Raw genomic sequence first — 19,326 nt, forward strand, 5'->3', positions numbered from 1 at the left:
AAGCTTGAGTTTACCCATAACTCAAGCTTTTCAATAATTTAAAAATCATATCATGTATAAAAAAATATACATATTGCCCTTCTTTTTGTTATTATTAGTTTCTTGTAAAAAGTCTGAAACTGTCACTACAGCTAATCCCAAAGACAGTACTTCAACAGTTGCAACTAGCGGCGACCCTTTACCAAGCTGGAATGACGGAGCTGTAAAGAAAGCAATAACCGATTATGTGACCAAAGTAACGAAAGAAGGAAGTCCTGATTTTATTCCGGTTGAAAACAGAATTGCCACTTTTGATAATGACGGAACACTTTGGGCTGAAAAACCTTATGTTCAGGAATTATTTGCTTTTTACAGAGTAAAAAAAATGGTAGAGGCAAATCCTGCATTGGCTCAAAAACAACCTTTTAAAGCTGTAGTCGAAAAAGACAAAACGTTTTTTGAAAAAGGAGGTGAAAAAGCATTAATCGAATTGGTAGCGGCAACTCACACCGGTATGAGTGAAGATGAGTTTGAAGCCGGTGCTAAAGAATTTTTTGCCGGCGCGAAATATCCCGGAAAAAATGTCCCTCTAAAACAAATCAGGTACCAGCCACAATTAGAATTATTGGATTATTTACGTGCAAACGGATTCAAAACTTTCATTGTAACAGGCGGAACAGTTGAATTGGTTCGCGCTATATCGGCTGATTTTTATGGCATTCCAAAAGATCAGGTGGTAGGAACTTCTTTCAAATATAAATTTGACGATACTAAAAATGCGATAAACAGGGAACCTGCTCTAGATCTTTTAGATGATAAAGTTGGCAAACCTGTTGGCATACAATTGCACATTGGACAAAGACCGGTTTTTGCCTGCGGAAACGAAGGCGGTGCGGGAGATCTTGCAATGTTACGATATTCTCAGGGAAGCAAATATCCTTCATTTCAAATGATTGTAAACCATAATGATGCTGCCAGAGAATACAGTTATCAGGAAAAAGATAATTTATCATTGAATACTGCTGCTAAATATAAGTATCATGTAATCAGTATGAAAGACGATTGGAAAAAGATATTTCCAGACAGATAATTTGAATAATAACATTATCCAGAGTACACATGAAAACAGATTTTAAATTTTTTTCAGGCAAAGTCAATCTTACAAAGATCTTCGCCGTATTGTTCTGCTTTTTGATGACCCACATCGGTTATTCACAAAAAAGCCCAAATATTATTATTTTATTATCGGATGATACCGGATGGGGAGATTTAGGCCCTTATGGCGGTGGTGAAGGCCGTGGAGCAGCAACTCCAAATGTTGATAAAATGGCAAAAGAAGGAATGCAATTTTGGTCTTTCTACGGGCAGCCAAGCTGTACTCCTGGAAGAGCGGCTTTAATAACAGGAAGAATTCCTAACCGCAGCGGTATGACCACTGTTGCTTTTCCGGGTGACGGAGGAGGTTTGCCAAAAGCAGAATGGACATTGGCATCTTTGCTAAAACGTAAAAACTACAATACCTTTTTTGCCGGAAAATGGCACTTAGGAGAAGAGGATTATTCAATGCCAATTGCACAAGGTTTTGATGTTATGAAAAATGTAACCTTGTATCACTTAAATGCTTACACATATACAGATCCTGAATGGAATGCAGATATGCCTGACGATATCAGAGCGCAATGGGCAAAAGGAACTAAAGGTGCTTTAGAAGGCGAAGCGGGAAAACCATACAGTGAAGTCAGAAAAATTGATGGAAAAGTAATTCCGTTTCTGGATCAATATACAGAAGAAGAATCTATAAAATGGCTTAAAGAAAATGCGAAAAAAGATAAACCATTTTTTATGGAAATCTCTTTTGCAAAAAACCATCAGCCAAATTTGCCGCATCCTGATTATGCAGGAAAATCTGCCGGTAAAAACAAATATGCTGATTGTATTGTAGAATTAGATGCCAGAATTGGCCATATTATGGATGAGGTTCGAAATCTTGGCATTGCAGACAATACCTTAATTATCTATACTGTTGACAATGGAACATGGCAGGATGTTTATCCGGATTGTGGTTATACTCCATTTAGAGGAACAAAAGGAACAGACCGTGAAGGAGGAAGCCGTATTCCAACACTGGCATGGTGGCCGGGAAAAATTAAACCGGGAACTCAAAACCACGACATTTTAGGAACGCTTGATTTTATGGCAACTTTTGCTGCGTTATCCGGACAAGAATTACCAACTGTAGACAGAGACGGAAAACCAACCATTTTTGACAGTTATGATATGTCGCCGGTTTTATTTGGCACAGGAAAATCAAAAAGAAACATGTGGTTTTATTTTACTGAAGATGAATTGTTGCCGGGAGCAATACGAATTGGAAAATTCAAAGCGGTCTTTAACTTACGTGGAGATAACGGACAAGCAACAGGAGGTTTAGCGGTAGATTCTAATTTAGGCTGGAAAGGCGCGGCGAGTTATGTAGCAACTGTACCACAAATATTTGATTTATGGGCAGATCCGCAGGAGCGCTACGATTTATTCATGAATAACTTTACAGAGAAAACCTGGTTCCTGCCAACTGTTCAGAACATTATTGGAGAATTTGCTAAAACCTATGAAAAATATCCACCTCACGTTGTACAAAGTAACCTGTATCCTGGTCCAATTACTATTGATAATTATTTGAAACTTAGAGAGGCACAAGAGAAATTAAAATCCTTATCAACAGCTAAAAGAAGTAGTGGTGGATGATAAATGACTGAATTTAATTTATTAAATCAAAGATGAAACAATTTTTACAGGTTGGAATTTGTCTCATTTTTGATTTTTTAATAATGATTACGAAATCTTAAAGTATACGATTATGAAATCTACAATACCACATATTAGCATTAAACTATTCATGAGTACCGCTTTTTTTCTTCTGAATTTCACCCTTTTTGCACAGGAAGAACCGGCAAAAGCGGGCTCAAGTGCGCAGGAATTGGCAGATAAATTGGCGAATCCGGTGGCTAGTTTAATTAGTGTTCCATTACAAAACAATCTTAGTTATGGTATTGGGCCTTTCAACGGATCAAAATATACGATAAACATTCAGCCTGTAATTCCGTTTAAATTAAGTGAGAATCTCAATTTAATTACGCGTTATATTCTTCCGGTTGTAGATCAACGGGATATTACCGGCGAAAACACACATCAATTTGGATTAAGTGACGCCACGGTAACCGCTTTTTTTGCCCCTAAAACAAAAGGACTTATTTTAGGATTTGGACCTGCATTTTTAGTACCCACCGCGACAGAAAAATTCCTTGGAACAGAAAAATTCGGAGTTGGGCCAAGTGCATTGGTAATGCATCAGGGCAAAGGACTTTCAGTAGGTTTTATAGCCAATCAAATCTGGTCAGTTGCCGGAAATGAAGATCGTGCGGATTTCAATAGTTTTTATACACAAATATTTATGTCGCACAGTTACAAAAGCGGGGCAAGTTTAGGTGTAAATGCTGAAATTACTCAAAACTGGGAAGCCAATACAACGTTGATTTCCTTAAATCCATCCATTGGAGCCGTTACAAAATTGGGAGATCAGGTAGTTCAGTTTGCCGTTATGCCCTTAATTCCAATTGTTGGACCTCACGAAATTAAACCTGACTGGGGATTAAGAGCCGTAATTGCTTTTGTATTTCCGGGGTAGTAAAAAATCATTTTTTCTTTTAAAATTTATTGATATGAAAAAAGCACTTCTTATTTTAATGACAGCATTACTATTTATTAGCTGTAAAAAAGAAGTATCGACTTCAGATACAACAACAAAAACAACTACAGATACAAATGCAGTTCCTTCAGATAAGGATATCGTAGACGCTTACATGTATTTATATGCAAGATATCTGGTACTTCAACAAGAAAATTATGATATCAATGTAGAGAAAATAGGGTACAATAAAATCAAATACAATCCCCTTGGTTCAGCGCAATTTGTAAACCCAAATTTAGATGTCGCTTATCTCGAAGCCTGGATTGCTGTTGATAAAGATCATGCCGTTATTTTGAATGTTCCAAAAATTGAAGGACGTTATTATACCGCACAATTATTAGACGGCTGGGCTGATGTAATTGTGAACATCAACAATCGTAATTTTCCTAAAACACCGTACGGAAAATTTGCTTTGGTTTTAAAAGGATCAAACCCAACAATTCCTGCCGATGCAGTAAAAATAGAATTGCCGGCAGAAAAAGCAAAAATATTGGCACGTGTTGAGTTAAAAGGAACTCCGGATATCGCACAAAAATTACAGAAACAATTTACGCTGACAGTTCCTGAGGGAATTAAAATAGCGCCTCCGGTTGCTATTCCGGATTTTACTCCGAAAAAACCAATTGGCGGCGAAATATTTGACAAAGTCGAAGAAGTCCTTAATTCTTATCCGGATGTAATGCCAAAAGGAAAAGAATATCAGGAAAAAGCAATTGCAGTTGGAGAATATCTTAAAAAAGATGACAAAGCAAAAGCACGTATCGATGAAGTAATTCAAACAAAAGCAATTCCTGAATTTTTAGGGTATTCCAAAAAAGGTTTTGGAACTCAAAAAGACGGCTGGTCTGTAACCTACGCGACAGGCAAATTTGGTGATGACATTGTTGCCCGTGATATTATTAATTACGGAGGATTATGGGCAAATACAATCGATGAAGCTATTTATTTTATTGGATTGATCGACAGTAACAAACAGCCTTTGAGCGGTGATAAAGTGTATGAAATCAGATTTCCAAAAGATGGTCTGCCAGACACCGCCGTAAATGCGTTTTGGTCGACAACAATTTACAGCGTGCCGGATTATCGCGTAGTACCAAACAAATTAAAACGCTATAATCTCAATAATGTTTCCGGTTTAAAGAAAAATCCTGATGGTTCATTGAGCATCTGGTTAGCTTCTTCATTGCCAAAAGGTGCTATCGAAAGCAACTGGCTTCCTACACCGGCGGGGAAACATTTTTCGATCAACTTTAGAACTTATGTTCCTAAAAAAGAAGTGCAGGACGGCAAATGGTTTCCGGCTCCAATTGAAAAAAAAAAATAATACAGCCTAACTATCAAAATCAATAACATGAAAAATAAAAGCCTTGTTGTTCTTGCAGTTGCTTTGCTGATTTTAACTGTTGGATGCGAAAAAAAGAACGTTATAAATGAACCACCATCAATAGATTCTACATCGGTTGTAGTTTCTGAGTTTGGAACGCAAATAAAAATGGATGGTGAATTGCCTTCAAAAGAATCGATTCCGGTTTTGTTTGATGAAATGGATTTTCAACAGGCAACCCAATGTTATTTGTGGGGATTGCCGATTGTGGCTTTCGCCGAATGGCAACAAATTCATTACAAAACATTTAATGCAAGCAGTAATGATCTTGTTTTTTATAATACCTATAATGATCGTTTGGGAATTTTGACCGGAAACGCTACGACGCCTTATATCATGTCATTTATAGACCTTGCCGCAAATGGTCCAACAGTAATCGAAATGCCTCCGGGACATACTGCCGGCGGGCTTGGAGATTTCTGGCAGCGTGAGCAGGCAACTATTGGCGAAATGGGACCGGATAAAGGAAAAGGCGGAAAATATATTTTGGTTCCGCCAACAATGAAAGATTTTAAACCAGCAGGATATTTTATAGTTCCGTGTACAACCGTAAATATGTTTTTTGGATTCCGGGCATTGGATCCTGATCCAAAAACAACGGAAACACTGGTGAAACAAGTTAAGATTTATCCGTATGATAAACGGGCAAATCCTACGCCTACAAAAGTGGTGAGTCCGCCGGCAGGAAAAAAATGGTACGGAATTCAGCCAACAGGAATTGCGTATTGGGAACGTCTTCATGCCATTTTGCAAAACGAACCTGTAGAAGAACGTGATCGTTTTTTTATGGCATGGCTTAGAAATCTCGGAATCGAAAAAGGCAAACCTTTTACACCGGACGAACGTCAGAAGAAAATTTTAATTGCCGCTGCTGCGAAAGGTCAACAAATGGCCATGGCAAATTCATTCAACAAACGTTTTGCAGACGTAAAACACTGGCCGGATAAAAAATGGGATTATGTCATGATCATCAAAGATCCGTCGCAGCATGCAGATAATTACGATGAATTTTTTGAGAGAAGTTCTTATTTCTATGAAGCTGTGACGTACTCAAAAGCCATGATTACCAAAATACCAAACATAGGTCAGGCGTATTTAGGTTCTTATTACGACAGCGAAGGAAACTGGCTGGACGGAGGTAAAAATTATACACTGAAAGTTCCGGCAAATCCTCCGGCAGTAAACTTCTGGTCGATTACGATTTACGATACCGCAACGCGTTGTCTGATCGATAATCCGCAGAAAAATGCCGATTTATCTTCCCGTAAGGATTTAATAAAAAATGCTGACGGATCTGTCGACTTGTATTTTGGACCAAAAGCTCCGGCTGGAAAAGAGAAAAACTGGGTACAGACTTTACCGGGCAAACATTGGTTTACTTACATGCGTTTTTACGGACCAACTGCTGCTTATTTTGATAAAAGCTGGAAAATGGATGATATTAAAGAAGTGAAATAAATAATTTTTATGATGACAAAAATCGAACATAAAAGCACTAATTTATTTGATCCGGAAGCATCAAAAGCAACACGTTTTGAAAATGGCGCTGCGATCAGAAAAGTTACGCCCCGTTCGGTTCATCAGGAATGGAATCCATCAGAAAAAAGAGAAGATCCAATCGAAATTTTGATTAAAACAAGTATTGGAAGAGTCGAAAGTTTATTGCCCATAAGATACAGCCGAATGATGGAATCGCCATTTGCTTTTTTTAGGGGAGCGGCAGCAATTATGGCGGCAGATTTGGCACAAACGCCCAACACAGGAATTCATTTGCAGCTTTGCGGTGATTGTCATCTAATGAATTTTGGCGGATTTGCCACTCCGGAACGAAAACTGGTCTTTGATATTAATGATTTTGACGAAACATTTCCAGGTCCGTGGGAATGGGATTTGAAAAGACTCGCCGCCAGTTTTGCCATTGCCGGAAGATGGAGAAAATTTTCGGAGAAAAACTGCAAAGAGTTTGCCTGGAATGTAGCCGATAGTTACAAAAGACACATGCTCGAATACAGCAAATTATCGGCACTTCAAATTTGGTATGCAGATATTGATCTGGCAAAACTTATCGAAAGAGGAGAAGATGAAGAGCTAAAAGAATTTCAGCATAAGCGAATAAAAAAAGCTTCGGAATATACGGCTCATGAAAAAGAGTTTGCAAAAATGACGTATCAGGATGGTTCACGCGCCAGAATAAAAGATGATCCGCCATTGATTTTTCATCCTGAGGGAGAAGAAGGAAAACGGATCATACGGGAGGCAGAAACGGCACACAATCGCTATATCGAATCATTGCCGGATGACAAAAAAGTTTTGTTAAGCAGATACAAACTGCATGATCTGGCAATGAAAGTGGTAGGTGTAGGAAGTGTTGGCACAATTTGCGGTATTAGTTTGTTAATGTCTGCGACGGGAGAACCTATTTTTTTGCAGTTTAAAGAAGCAAGACAAAGTGTATTAGAACCCAATCTGAAGATTAAAAGTAAATACGATCATCAGGGCGAACGCATTGTGATGGGACAAAAGTTAATGCAATCGGCATCGGATATGTTTTTAGGATGGACACATGATGACCAGAATAAGTTTTTTTACATCCGTCAGCTTCGGGATGCCAAAGTAAAACCGGTTATCGAAATTATGAAAGCCAGAAACATGGCAGATTATGCAAAAGCCTGCGGATGGGCGCTGGCAAGAGCACATGCCCGAACGGGAGATCCGTCTTTATTATCCGGTTATCTGGGAAATAGTGATGAATTTGCCGATGCAATTTCGAAATTTTCAATTTTATATGCCGATCAAAATGAAATAGATTATAACAAAATGTTAGAAGCAATAAAGGAAGGAAGATTGCCAATTGCAACAGAAATATAAATTTTTAATACTAGTAAATATGTAAAGAACAAGGAAAAAATAAGGCAATAAAAAAAGAAATATTTTTATTACAAATTGAATATTTTTTTCTAAGTTTATACTTAGAAATTCTTACTTAATTATTGGTTGCTAAATTACCCAGAGAAATAAGATTTATCTTTGATAAAATGCAATTAATTGTTTAATAGATGTTTAGCGTCTAATTTAGATATTATAAGCCATTTTCCTCAGTTCATTACACTTTGAAGCATTTTTTATTTAATAATTAGAAGTTAGACTTAATTAATTCATTAATTTAAATACCACAAAATGAACAAGAAAATCACTCTTCGACTAATCCCAATGTTATTTTTGGGTTTAATTTACAGTTGTTCACCAACCGTAAATGTTACATCAGATTATGACCACGCGGCTAATTTTAGCGAATACAAAACCTTTGCAGTTTATGATTTAAAAGCACAGGAAGGTCAGGTAAACCAATTAAATGTAGATCGCGTTACGAATGCAATTCGTTCTGAAATGATTGCGAAAGGTTTTACAGAAAACAACACCAATCCGGATTTAAAAGTAAATGCAGTTTCGATATTGAAAAACAAACAATCAGTTACGGCAAACTCTGATTTCTATGGTTATGGCGGTATGTATCGTCCATACGGATATTGGGGCGGCGGTGCCATGATGGGCGGCGGAACCACAACATTCAATACTTATGATTATGTAGATGGTTCTTTGATAATTGATATCGTTTCTACAAAATCACAAAAATTAGTCTGGCAGGGAATCGGAAATGCACAAATCGACAGCAAACCAGACAATCCTGAAGAATTTGTTGCCAGTTCAATCAAAAAAATATTGGCAGGTTTCCCTCCCGGTTTAGCCAAAAAATAAGCTGGTAAGTTATTATAAAATTATACCTGCTTTTCAGGGCAGGTATAATTTTTCAAAAAGCAGATAGTTCCACATCGAAAGAAATAGTAGTAACTGAAATTTTAATGTTATGATTGATATAGTACTCTCACTTTTCTTTTTTATAGCAACCTTAGTTGGTTTTGCTACTTCTTTTATGGTTCTTTTTTCGCGAAAAAATTACTCCAAAAGTTTTTTTCTGGGTCTGTTTTTATTCAGCCTGGCTGTGGTTAGCATTTATAATTTTTATTTGTCGGCCAATCTGTTTAAGCATTTTCCGGATCTTTTTATGATCACAAAATCGTTTATTTTTTTGGTAGCGCCTTCGGCATTTTTATACGTCAGAAGCATTTTATTCTCCAATAAAAAAATATTCAAAAAATACGATTGGCTTCATTTTTTACCTTTCATGCTTTATTTTGGTTTAACCATTTTTATCTGGATTGGTAATTTTGCCGACTTTCATCTCATAGATTATATTTCTGAAAAAGTTCAAAATCCATTTTCGATGTTAAGCCTTACGATTTGGCTGTTGTATGCTTTTTGCCAAACGATGATGCTTTTAAATTATGATTTGAAAAAATTTAAGGAAAATCATTTTAACAGAGTAAAATTATTAAGCTGGATCAGGGTTTATAATTTGATGATTCTGTTTCTGTTTTCGACACTTTTTGTACATTATTTTTTGGTGAATCAGGTAGACAATCTTGATTTCTCCTGTTATATTCTGATATCTTCAGTACTTGTTTTTACAGTTGGCTGGCTTTATTTCAAGCCTCAGGTTTTTTATGATATAAATAATGAACCCAAACTCGATTTTGATATTGAGGTTTATGATTCATTAGAAATAAAAACAAAAGAAATTAAAAATAATTTGCCCATAGTAAAAGAATTGACCGTAGATAAAAAACAGGAATATCTGGAAAAACTGGATTATATTTTTTCTGCTAAAAAGCTTTTTTTAAAGAAAGATTTTGTGATTCGCGATTTGTCTGATGAAACCGGAATATCAGTGCATCATCTTTCTAATTTAATCAATTCAGAATTTAATCTTCACTTTCAGGATTATGTCAATTTAAAAAGAATCGAATATTTTAAAGATAAAATAAACGATCCGGAATGGAAAGATTTATCACTCGAAGGAATGGCCTGGGGATCCGGATTTAAATCCAGAACCACTTGTTTTAGAGCCTTTATAAAACACACGGGCAAATCTCCTTCTGAATATTTTAAAGTACTTAGAATTAATTCTGAAAAGGCAAATGCGTACTAAACGTTATCTGAAACATTTAGAATACTAAACATTGCCGGATTCATTAATTTTTAAAACATACGCCATGAAAACTAAATTTAGCACAAATAATCAGGCAGTAAAATCAATCTTAACATTATTCCTTTTAATCATTTATTTTACCGGAAACGCGCAACTTAAAGGCGGACATATTCTGGGTGCCATGGGATTACAATCCGGAACCCAAACTCCTGAAAACACATTAAGCGTTTATGTACCGGGCTATTTTTATGCCGCATCTTCTTTAAAAAATGCCGATGGCGATGAAGCAATTGCAAATCCGGATTTAAATATGACGATTACGGGCGCAGGAGCAGCATATGTAAGTGATTTTAAAATTTTAGGAGCCAATTACGGAGCCGCAATTTTGGTTGCTTTTGCCGCAAATACCATACAGGGAAATAATGTAAATGTCAATAATTCTTTGGCTTTTACTGATATGTATGTTCAGCCGCTGCAATTGGGCTGGCACACTAAAAGAGCCGATTTTGTTTTTAGTTATCAAATGTATCTGCCAACGGGTAAATATACCGCCGGCGCTTCTGATAATGCCGGATTGGGAATGTTCATGAATGAGTTTTCTGCCGGAACAACATTATTTTTCAATGATAAAAAAACATTTCACTTTTCTACTTTGGCATCTTATGAAATCAACGGAAAAAAGAAAGATACAGATATTAAAACCGGAGATATTTTAAGTATTGAAGGCGGTTTGGGCAAAACATTTTATATGATGAATGCCGAAAAAACAGCGCCAAAATCAATCCTGAATGCCGGATTAATTTATTACATGCAATATAAAGTTACAAATGATAAAATACCGGTTCCTATCATCGGAATTGTTGAAGGTGATAAAGATAGCGTTGCCGGTCTTGGTGCTGAGGTAAATTATCTGCATTTAGGATGTATGACTTCTGTTGGTCTTCGATGGCTGGGAGAAATTGATGCCGTAAACAGATTTCAGGGAAATACTTTTTTTGTAACGCTGGCACATGTTTTTAGCCTGAAAAAAGAAACACCAAAATAGCAATATGTTTTTAAGTTTTGAAAATAGGTTTTAAAGAAATCAGACATTAATATGAAAAACACAAAACTTTCTTTGAAAAACATTCTTATAAATGTCCTTTTTATTTTGTCCTTTCAGGCAATGTTGGGACAAAAACCTCATATTAGCGTAAAAGATTCTCTTGACGGCGCATTCGATTTAAGCGATTATATTATTTATGCACATGGATTTATTGTTGTTCCCACCATAATTACAGAGCCTGCTTTGGGCGGAATTGGAGGTGCAATTGTTCCCATTTTTCTAAAAAAACACGATCCGGTGATGGATGCAAACGGAAAGAAAAGATTTGTAGATCCTGATATTACGGGAGCGATGGGAATGTACACAGGAAATAAAAGCTGGGTTGCTGGTGCGTTTAGAGCAGGAAGTTTTATCAAATCAAGAATAATGTATCGTGTGGGAGCTGGTTACGGAGATGTAAACATGTCTTTTTATGAAAATTTACCCAACGGAAATGATCGGGAAATCGACCTTAATTTTAAATCATTTGTGTTTTACACGCGCGTTATGAAACAGTTTCGAAATGGAAAATGGAGTGCGGGTCCGCAATATTTTTTGTTAGATTCTAAAATTAATTTTCCGAATGTAAATGATCTTCCGGCGTTTGCAAAACTAAAAGATATTAATAGTACCGTAAGTCAATTAGGAGCTGCAATCCAGTTTGACGGACGCGATAATATTTTTACTCCGGATAAAGGAATCCGGCTCCAGTCAGATTTTTTCTGGTCTGATAATTCAATTGGGAGCGATTATGATGCGTGGCGTTTAAATTTATCGGCAATAGGCTATTATCCAATAGCTAAAAAATTAATTGGAGGATTGAGAATCGAAGGAGAACAAGCGTTAGGAAGCGCGCCTTTTTATCTGCGTCCGGGAATTAATTTAAGAGGAATTCCAGCTGCCCGATATCAGGGAAAAGCCAGTATTGTAACCGAAGCCGAATTTAGATGGGATTTGTACCGAAGATGGAGTTTAATGGGTTATGGCGGTCTGGCGAGTGCTTTTGACGACTGGGACAAAGCCTTTGCAAAACCCGTTGTTTACAGTTACGGAACCGGTTTCAGGTATTTGCTGGCGCGAAAATTCAAATTAAGAATGGGCGTCGATGTTGCAAAAGGCCCTGAAGACTGGGCATATTATATTGTTTTTGGAAGCAACTGGCTGCGATGAGTTTTATTTTTTTCACGCAGATTTGGCAGGTTAATAGTTGCCACAAATTTCACGAATTTACACGAATTGAATTTGCGAAAATTCGTGGCAAACTTTTCTTTAATTAGTCTTCCAATAAGGCAATATGATTTTGTTCTCTTTATGACATAAATAAAGTAATATCACAGAGGCAATTGAGCAAAATACAATCGCCTGAAAACTTCCTTCGGGACCAAATTCTCCTCCTGTAATCCACGCCGAACCTTCGATTTTGGTAACCAATAAACTTTCAGATTTTTCGTTTCCGGATGTTATGGCGCCAAAAATACCCGATTGCATAAAATTCCATGCAAAATGAATCGCTATCGGAAACCATAAATTTCTACTGTATATAAAAGCAGCGCCCAATAATATTCCGGCTTCAATTGCAACACACAACGCAGAAATTAATGTCGCACCAGGATTTGTTAAATGCAGCGCTCCAAAAATTATAGCCGAAATAAATAAAGCAATATAACTTCCCAGTTTTTCTTCCAGAACTCTGAACAAAATACCGCGAATAAGGATTTCTTCGAGAATGGCAGCCGTAAAAGCAACCGTAAGCGGAATAATAATAAACGAAACAGGATTTACGGAAACTACATTAAAACCACCAGTTAAATAAATAATCAAAACCGTTAGCGATTGCAAAACAACGCCAATCAAAATTCCGATACCTAAATTTTTTGCCAGATTGTCTGCGGATAATTCCGTAACCTTTCTTTTTTCGTAATATTTAAAGAAAAGAATATATCCGGTAATCGCCAAAATGGAGACAAAAGTTCCTTTAATAAGGTTTCTGTAATTGCGATCCAGAGCGGTTAATCCTAATAATTTGCCTATAACTTGTTGTCCGATAATAACAAAAGCCATCGTGACAATTAGGGCAAGAAGGATTTTGGTTAACGGAAAATTAAATATTTTTTGTTTTGTGGTCAGAGCTTGAGCTTCCATTTTAATTTTGATTTGGTTTTAATTTGAAGCAAATGTAGATCGCGGCAAAACCAAAAAATAGAATGAAATTTGCCTCTTTATAATTTTTGAAATTGTTTAGGCAAAAATCCCGTCTGGTTTTTAAACGTTCTGATAAAATGGCTTTGATCCGCAAAACCACATTGAAAACCAATTTCCGTCAAATTCGTTTTATTGGATTCTATCAGCGAAAGCGAACGGTTGATTTTGATTCTTCGCATGTATTCGCCCAAAGTACAGCCAAAATATTTCGGGAAATGTTTTGAAATGGTAATCGGATTTAAGTTTAAAACCTGTGCCAGATCGTGTAAGTTTGGATTCTCGTTCCAGCAATCGTTCAGTAATTCGTTTAAACTTTTGACCCAAAACGGACTTTTTTCAAAGCGTTCCAAATGCGAACTGGAATTCGTTAATTGCGAAAAAAGCATCGTAATCGTATCGCCCGAAAAAGCATCGGCAACCAGAGATTCCTTAAAGATTTTCAGAATCAAAAATTTGGTAAGTGCAGCATTCTGAACCGATTTTTCGATTATGCTTTCAGAGATTTGAAGTTCTTTCAATAGATTATCCTCAATTTCGATATTGATGTTTTTAGACGGAAAAAGCGTATCCTGATTTAAGTGCAATTCATCGCTGTGGTAAAACAACAAAGAACCGGGACCAACGGTTTCGCTAAAGTTTTTTCTTTTTTCTGAAGTTCCGCCTTTTAAGAAAAGTGTAATGTGTGCGTTATTATGTGAATGCCAGCCTTCATAAACCTTATTTTGGTACTCCGTTTCAACCACCGCAATTCCCTGAGCGTTGTTGAATATTTTTTTGGTATTGCCTAAATAATTTTCTTTTTGAAGTTCGTACATTTTTGGTGATATGGCGCTGTTTCAGGAGGCAAATTAAGATTTATTTTTCAAACAATAATAAGTTTATCTATTGATTTTAAAGCACATAATACTTTTGTGAATTTTGTAAGTTAATATATCGTAACAAAAACATTATGAAAAAATTAACGGTTATACATCGCACAAATTATGTAATATTTAATTGATTTGTAACAAATATCAAATACAGGCTACTAATTAGTCAACTATTTAAATCATTGATTATGTATAAAATTACGTTGAAATCAGTTTTCGTTGCATCCGCTTTTTTAGTTGGCGTGAGCAGCTCTTTTGCGCAGGACGTTTTGGTTAACTCACTAAAACTAAACGCAAGTGATAAAAGTAAAGAGAACTTTAAATTCACAGAACAAATTAATTTGGGAACAACTTCGGTAAAAACGCAAGGTTCATCTGGAACTTGCTGGAGTTATTCTACAAACTCATTTTTAGAGTCAGAAATGATTCGTTTGGGAAAACAGCCGGTAGAATTATCTCAGATTTACTCTGCAAGAAATGTTTATGTTGAAAAAGGAATTAATTATGTGCGTATGCACGGCGCGGTTACTTTGGGTGACGGTGGTGCTTTGCATGACGTAATTAATATGTACAAAAAATACGGAACCGTACCAAGAGAAGTTTACACAGGTTTGAACTACGGAACTGATAAAAATAAATTTGGCGAAATGGCCGCACTTATCGAAGGTGTTTTGGCTGCTGTGGTAAAAAACCCAAATGGTGAATTAACGCCAAACTGGCAAAAAGCATACGCTGCCGTTATCGATTCTTATTTAGGAAAAGTGCCGGATAACTTTACTTACAAAGGAAAAAACTATACGCCGCAAACTTTTGCAAAAGAAGTGGTTGGAATCAATCCTGACGAATATGTAGAGATATCCTCTTTTACAACGTCTCCATATTACCAAAAAACGACGATGATGGTGCCGGACAACTGGTCATTTGATCAGGTTTACAACGTAAAAGTAAACGACATGACAGATGTTATCGACAATGCGTTGAAAAAAGGATACACCGTAGCCTGGGCAACTGACGTAAGTGAGAAAAGCTTTAGCTGGAAAAATGGTGTGGCTTATGTACCAACAAAAAAATTCGACGACATGACGGCTGAAGAAAAAGCAGACATGTTTAACGGACCAAAACCAGAACCGGAAATTACTCCTGAAATGCGTCAGGCTGCGTTTGATAACTACACAACAACAGACGATCACGGAATGCACATTATTGGTCTTGCAAAAGATCAAACCGGAAGAGAATATTACATCGTAAAAAATTCATGGGGAGAAACAAACGACTACAAAGGTTTCTTGTTTGTAACCAAAAATTTCGTGAAATATAAAACTACTGCTTTAATGGTAAATAAAGGTGGAATTCCTACTGAGATTGCTAAGAAGTTAGGGGTTTAATTATCTTAAGATTTTATAATATTGAAAAAGCGCTGCAATTTTTGGATTGCGGCGCTTTTTTTGTTTTCTAAACAATTATTAAGGCTTTTTTTTCACAACCTTATTAGAAATTTCTTGTTTTTTGTGTGCGTGATGAAGTGAAATATTTTCGTATGTTTTATTTTTTAATGATTCTAAAGAATCTTGTGTTGTTTTTTGGTGTTCTATTATGTTAGTTAATTGTTTCTCTTGTAGTATTTGTATTTGTGAGGGTTGTTCAGATGGTTTTATATTGAAATAAGTTAATACATCAGGTAATCCAAAAAGCGCAGAAACTATTAAGGCCCAAATAGCAAAATTTCTTGCCGATCTTGATTCTTCCTTTGATTCTATAATTGAAGATTGAGCCAAAGATAGTTGAGATTGTAATAATTCAACTTGCGATTGATAAAGATTAGTTTGTTGAGTAAGTTGGGAAACAAGTTCATTTGATTTTTCAGCTTCTTCGTAACTTAAGATTCTTAGGCAGGTTTCAGCTTTTAAAATAAAATTGCAATTTAAGTGATTATCCAATTGTTTGATTGAAGATACGCCGTGTTGGCAAGCTTCTTCATGAAAAAAAGAATTAAAGAACCATTCTCTTAAGCACCTATTTAAACATTCATTATCAACATCAAATCCTTCATTTTTTAATCTTTCTTTTAGATCATTGAAAGAAATGCCACATTCTAAACATTCAGATCCAATTTCAAGAACTCTTTTGTATATATTTTGCATTGCCATATTTTATAAGTAAAATCAAAAATTATTATAAAAGACTATTTTTTTAAATAGTCTTTTATAATATTAATTATTAAGCACCTTCATTTGGTCTATCTGTGTCAGACTCATTATCTTTTTCTGATGCATACGTTGATTGGCGTGTAGCTGTTTTTGAACCACTTGCATAAATAGTTTTTATATCCTTATTAAATGGTTCCCAATTCCATTTTTTTGGGCTTTTAACAATTTCGGACTGTGGTTTTTCTAAAAAATTTGTTGCAAATACTTTCATAAAAAATTTATTTAATGATTAATGTTAATTAATTCGTTTTTAATAGCGTCTGTAATTTTTAAACCAGTCAAGTCTTCAATCCAAAGGTATTGTCCACTTGGATTTATTTCTAAAAAATACCATGTACCGTCTTTTGACACAATGAAATCTAAAGCTCCATATGTTAATTCAAGTTTTTCCATTAAAAGTTTTACTTTTTTCTTAATACTATTTGGAGGTATTAAAATATAGTGTGGTGTATTTGCTAAATCATACCTTCGCCAATCAGTTTTTGCGATTTCTGATTTTTGCGAATCAATTTTACAAACGAAGTGTTCGTCACCTACAATTGTATATCTTACTTCAAAATCTTTTTCAATATATTTTTGTAAAAAAATTGGATTCTCTTCTGTTTTTGAAAATTCCTTAAGTTTATCATACGGAATAATATTTACATAAAATCCAACATACTTTTTATCTGCAATTTTATAAAAATCTTGATTTAAAAGTTTTAATACTATTTTTTCGTGTTTTTTCCCAAATTCTAAAACTTCATTTTTATCATTTGATAATAAATAGTCGGGAATTTCAAATCCTAGTTCCTCTGCAACACTCAGTTGATAGTATTTATTTTCAGCTTTATGGTTTTTTCTATAGTAATTTAACCATTTAACATCTTTCAAACAGTAATAAACTCCAAGTAATGTTTTATTCCATTCGTTTTTCCAAATATTAAATTCATAATCTTTGTCTTGTTCATCAAGCATAAGTTGAACAAATGTTCGTCTGTTCCATACGCATTTGATTTGATCAAGAGTTATGCTTCCGTTGTGAGTTTTAATTGACCAAATTTTGTTCTTGAAAGTAATAGATGTTTTCTCTAAAGATTTAGTGTCTAGATCTAATCTAAAAAAAGGTGTTTGACTGTCTTTCAATTTATCAATTAATAAATTTGCATGAGCATCATTTTTTTCTGTAAGAATTAATATCATATGAGTTATACTTTCAAATTATTATTTAGATTTTAATCTGTTTACGAAATCATGTGTAAATAAAAGATTTTATATAATTTATATTGCAAGTATAAATACCTGTTTAAATCAGGTTAAAGATAAAATGCTATTAATTAACCATTTTACGGTTTTCCATAAACAGCTAAATAAAAAGAGAACGAATCAATTTAAAAGAAAAAGGTCTTTCTAAAGAGTATTAAACAAAAAAAAGACCATCATTTCTGATAGTCTTTTTTAATGTTTTTAGTATTTATTTAATTGTTTTTTTTTAAAAACCAATTCTACTTTCCTTTCAACAACCTTTCCAAATATTCATTTTTCTCTTTTTCAACCTGCACCAAACGCTCATAAAGTTCCACAACTTTATCAAGAGGATTAAATGAGCAATTATGATTTACTACAGGTCCGGAATTTATAACAGATCCTTCATAGTTATTTTGAATGTTGTTTAAAACCGCTTCTTCAGAGAAATTCTTAATTCCTTCAACAGAAACACCTAAAACTTCAGCAATTGCTTTAAGTTTTTCTTCATCTATAGTTTCACTGTTTTCAATAGCCGAAATAGCTTGTTGGTTGGTTCCCAAAGCCTGCGCTAAAGCTTCCTGCTTCATATCTCGAAGTTCACGAATACGGCTAATTTTTCGCCCTATATGATTTGGTTTTGTTAGTGTGCTCATAGTTCAAAGATATTTAAAATTCTTGAGATATTATGTTTGTAGTACAATACAGGTTTGGCTTTGTACGATACATTATTTGTTGTGTTTCTGTTATTGATTCATTCAAGTTGCTTTTAAAGATTCAATAAATAAAGGCGACCCAAAAAAGTATAATCCCTACGGGATATTCTAATGTGTGTCGGTTATTAATACTACCGATATTTAACTCCTAACGGAGTAATAAAAAATATCTGGGAGAGATTACATATTGGTAGAAATCAATTTATTCAAGTCATTTTTTGTCCCGTATGGGACTATACATTATTAAGTATAAAAATGCCAATCAAAAATACAATTTTTAGTACAAGTAATAATTAAAAAACAATGGAATCATATTTCCATTTGTTTTAAGATAAACTTTATACTTTCTGTTGTATTTGAAACTTGCAATCTTTGTCGAGTTTCTTGCAGGGATTGCTTTGCCAATTCGCTATCGCTCGTATCCTCGTTCTTCAGAATGACAAAGCTGGCGAAACAATGTAAGATAAGATTATAAAGAACGTATATGTTTTTTAAATTCTAAATTCCAATTATAGCCCGTGGTTTCAACCATGGGAACTTAGGAATATAGATCAGGATTAGGCAAAAAAAAATACCACTTACAATTTGTAAGTGGTATTTAATAAGCTCCCCCTCTTGGGCTCGAACCAAGGACCCTCTGATTAACAGTCAGATGCTCTAACCAACTGAGCTAAGGAGGAATCACCTTAAAGGTAAATATGTTTGCTAAAAAAAGTTGCTCCCCCTCTTGGGCTCGAACCAAGGACCCTCTGATTAACAGTCAGATGCTCTAACCAACTGAGCTAAGGAGGAAGTTGTTGCTCTTTTTAGCGAGTGCAAATATAGTCGAATTTTTAATTCTCCAAAAATATTTTAACTCTTTTTAT

At 35.1% G+C, this 19,326-nt stretch carries 17 protein-coding genes and 2 tRNA genes; 11 read left to right on the plus strand and 8 right to left on the minus strand.

Annotated elements, in window-relative coordinates; translation table 11 throughout:
- Positions 1-52 precede the first annotated feature (52 nt).
- The 10 genes from AC3QL1_RS05765 (at position 53) to AC3QL1_RS05810 (ending at position 12,412) form a co-directional block, all read left to right on the plus strand.
- Positions 53-1,069 (plus strand): HAD family hydrolase, encoded by a 1,017-nt coding sequence (locus tag AC3QL1_RS05765; protein ID WP_492495892.1) that lies wholly within the window; start codon positions 53-55, stop codon positions 1,067-1,069.
- A gap of 29 nt (positions 1,070-1,098) precedes the next feature.
- A complete protein-coding gene (locus AC3QL1_RS05770; protein WP_492495894.1) occupies positions 1,099-2,724 on the plus strand; it encodes an arylsulfatase in 1,626 nt (541 codons plus the stop codon).
- A gap of 112 nt (positions 2,725-2,836) precedes the next feature.
- On the plus strand, positions 2,837-3,664 hold the full coding sequence (locus tag AC3QL1_RS05775) for a hypothetical protein (protein WP_492495896.1): 828 nt from the start codon (positions 2,837-2,839) through the stop codon (positions 3,662-3,664).
- 34 nt (positions 3,665-3,698) lie between these two features.
- The gene (locus tag AC3QL1_RS05780; protein WP_492495898.1) at positions 3,699-5,051 is read left to right on the plus strand and encodes a DUF1214 domain-containing protein; all 1,353 of its coding nucleotides are present in this window, start codon (positions 3,699-3,701) and stop codon (positions 5,049-5,051) included.
- A 27-nt stretch (positions 5,052-5,078) separates the two neighbouring features.
- Positions 5,079-6,569 (plus strand): DUF1254 domain-containing protein, encoded by a 1,491-nt coding sequence (locus tag AC3QL1_RS05785; RefSeq protein ID WP_492495900.1) that lies wholly within the window; start codon positions 5,079-5,081, stop codon positions 6,567-6,569.
- 9 nt (positions 6,570-6,578) lie between these two features.
- Positions 6,579-7,979 carry a DUF2252 domain-containing protein gene (locus AC3QL1_RS05790; RefSeq protein ID WP_492495902.1) on the plus strand — a complete coding sequence of 467 codons (1,401 nt, stop codon included), beginning with the start codon at positions 6,579-6,581 and terminating at the stop codon, positions 7,977-7,979.
- Positions 7,980-8,288: 309 nt separating this feature from the next.
- A complete protein-coding gene (locus tag AC3QL1_RS05795) occupies positions 8,289-8,867 on the plus strand; it encodes a DUF4136 domain-containing protein (RefSeq protein WP_492495904.1) in 579 nt (192 codons plus the stop codon).
- A 109-nt stretch (positions 8,868-8,976) separates the two neighbouring features.
- On the plus strand, positions 8,977-10,158 hold the full coding sequence (locus AC3QL1_RS05800; RefSeq protein WP_492495906.1) for a helix-turn-helix domain-containing protein: 1,182 nt from the start codon (positions 8,977-8,979) through the stop codon (positions 10,156-10,158).
- Positions 10,159-10,222: 64 nt separating this feature from the next.
- Positions 10,223-11,203 (plus strand): SphA family protein, encoded by a 981-nt coding sequence (locus AC3QL1_RS05805; protein ID WP_492495908.1) that lies wholly within the window; start codon positions 10,223-10,225, stop codon positions 11,201-11,203.
- 51 nt (positions 11,204-11,254) lie between these two features.
- Positions 11,255-12,412, plus strand: coding sequence for a BamA/TamA family outer membrane protein (locus AC3QL1_RS05810; RefSeq protein ID WP_492495910.1), 1,158 nt, complete (start codon positions 11,255-11,257; stop codon positions 12,410-12,412).
- A 99-nt stretch (positions 12,413-12,511) separates the two neighbouring features.
- Here AC3QL1_RS05810 and AC3QL1_RS05815 read toward each other — a convergent pair whose 3' ends face one another.
- Positions 12,512-13,384: a CPBP family intramembrane glutamic endopeptidase gene (locus tag AC3QL1_RS05815; RefSeq protein ID WP_492495912.1), complete on the minus strand. Its 873-nt coding sequence runs from the start codon at positions 13,382-13,384 to the stop codon at positions 12,512-12,514.
- A gap of 77 nt (positions 13,385-13,461) precedes the next feature.
- Positions 13,462-14,259: a helix-turn-helix transcriptional regulator gene (locus AC3QL1_RS05820; RefSeq protein ID WP_492495914.1), complete on the minus strand. Its 798-nt coding sequence runs from the start codon at positions 14,257-14,259 to the stop codon at positions 13,462-13,464.
- A gap of 242 nt (positions 14,260-14,501) precedes the next feature.
- On the opposite strand from AC3QL1_RS05820, the gene AC3QL1_RS05825 reads away from it, so the two are divergent.
- Positions 14,502-15,698: a C1 family peptidase gene (locus tag AC3QL1_RS05825; protein ID WP_492495916.1), complete on the plus strand. Its 1,197-nt coding sequence runs from the start codon at positions 14,502-14,504 to the stop codon at positions 15,696-15,698.
- Positions 15,699-15,776: 78 nt separating this feature from the next.
- Here AC3QL1_RS05825 and AC3QL1_RS05830 read toward each other — a convergent pair whose 3' ends face one another.
- The 6 genes from AC3QL1_RS05830 to AC3QL1_RS05855 all read right to left on the minus strand — a co-directional run bounded on the left by AC3QL1_RS05830 (position 15,777) and on the right by AC3QL1_RS05855 (position 19,252).
- Positions 15,777-16,454 carry a hypothetical protein gene (locus AC3QL1_RS05830; protein WP_492495918.1) on the minus strand — a complete coding sequence of 226 codons (678 nt, stop codon included), beginning with the start codon at positions 16,452-16,454 and terminating at the stop codon, positions 15,777-15,779.
- 76 nt (positions 16,455-16,530) lie between these two features.
- Positions 16,531-16,731, minus strand: a complete 201-nt coding sequence (locus AC3QL1_RS05835) for a hypothetical protein (protein WP_492495920.1) — start codon at positions 16,729-16,731, stop codon at positions 16,531-16,533.
- A gap of 11 nt (positions 16,732-16,742) precedes the next feature.
- The gene (locus tag AC3QL1_RS05840) at positions 16,743-17,702 is read right to left on the minus strand and encodes an MvdC/MvdD family ATP grasp protein (protein ID WP_492495922.1); all 960 of its coding nucleotides are present in this window, start codon (positions 17,700-17,702) and stop codon (positions 16,743-16,745) included.
- 302 nt (positions 17,703-18,004) lie between these two features.
- Positions 18,005-18,400, minus strand: a complete 396-nt coding sequence (locus AC3QL1_RS05845; RefSeq protein ID WP_492495924.1) for a helix-turn-helix domain-containing protein — start codon at positions 18,398-18,400, stop codon at positions 18,005-18,007.
- 666 nt (positions 18,401-19,066) lie between these two features.
- Positions 19,067-19,140: transfer RNA gene (locus AC3QL1_RS05850), tRNA-Asn, on the minus strand.
- Between the two features lie 38 nt (positions 19,141-19,178).
- A tRNA-Asn gene (locus AC3QL1_RS05855) sits at positions 19,179-19,252 on the minus strand.
- Positions 19,253-19,326 lie beyond the last annotated feature (74 nt).

The organism is Flavobacterium sp. GW823-FHT04A11 (assembly GCF_058796535.1).